This is a genomic window from Rosenbergiella metrosideri (genome assembly GCF_022602565.1).
Taxonomy (GTDB): Bacteria; Pseudomonadota; Gammaproteobacteria; order Enterobacterales; family Enterobacteriaceae; genus Rosenbergiella; species Rosenbergiella metrosideri.
The window spans coordinates 1-260 of sequence record NZ_JALBCV010000099.1; the positions used below are offsets into that span (position 1 = coordinate 1).

Below are 260 nucleotides of genomic sequence, written 5' to 3' on the forward strand. Positions count from 1 at the left end.
TTTCAGCTTGTGCCAGCTGCTCGGTGAAATCACCGAAAAAGTTATCGAGTACACCCTTCCATTCAGCTTGATTATTCGCAACTTGGTCTAGGTTATCTTCCATACGAGCGGTGAAGTCGTAATTCATCAGCTCTTGAAAATTCTCTTCCAGTCGGTCAGTAACAATCTCTCCCATTTTTTCTGCATAGAAACGACGGTTTTCAACCTGTACATAACCGCGATCTTGGATGGTAGAAATAATAGAAGCATAGGTAGAAGGA

General features: G+C 42.3%; 1 protein-coding gene. It reads right to left on the reverse strand.

The genetic code is table 11. From position 1 onward, the window contains the following. Nucleotides 1-260, reverse strand: a 260-nt coding sequence (locus MKR94_RS16665) for a DNA topoisomerase (protein ID WP_241647911.1), incomplete at both ends; no start/stop codon positions are given.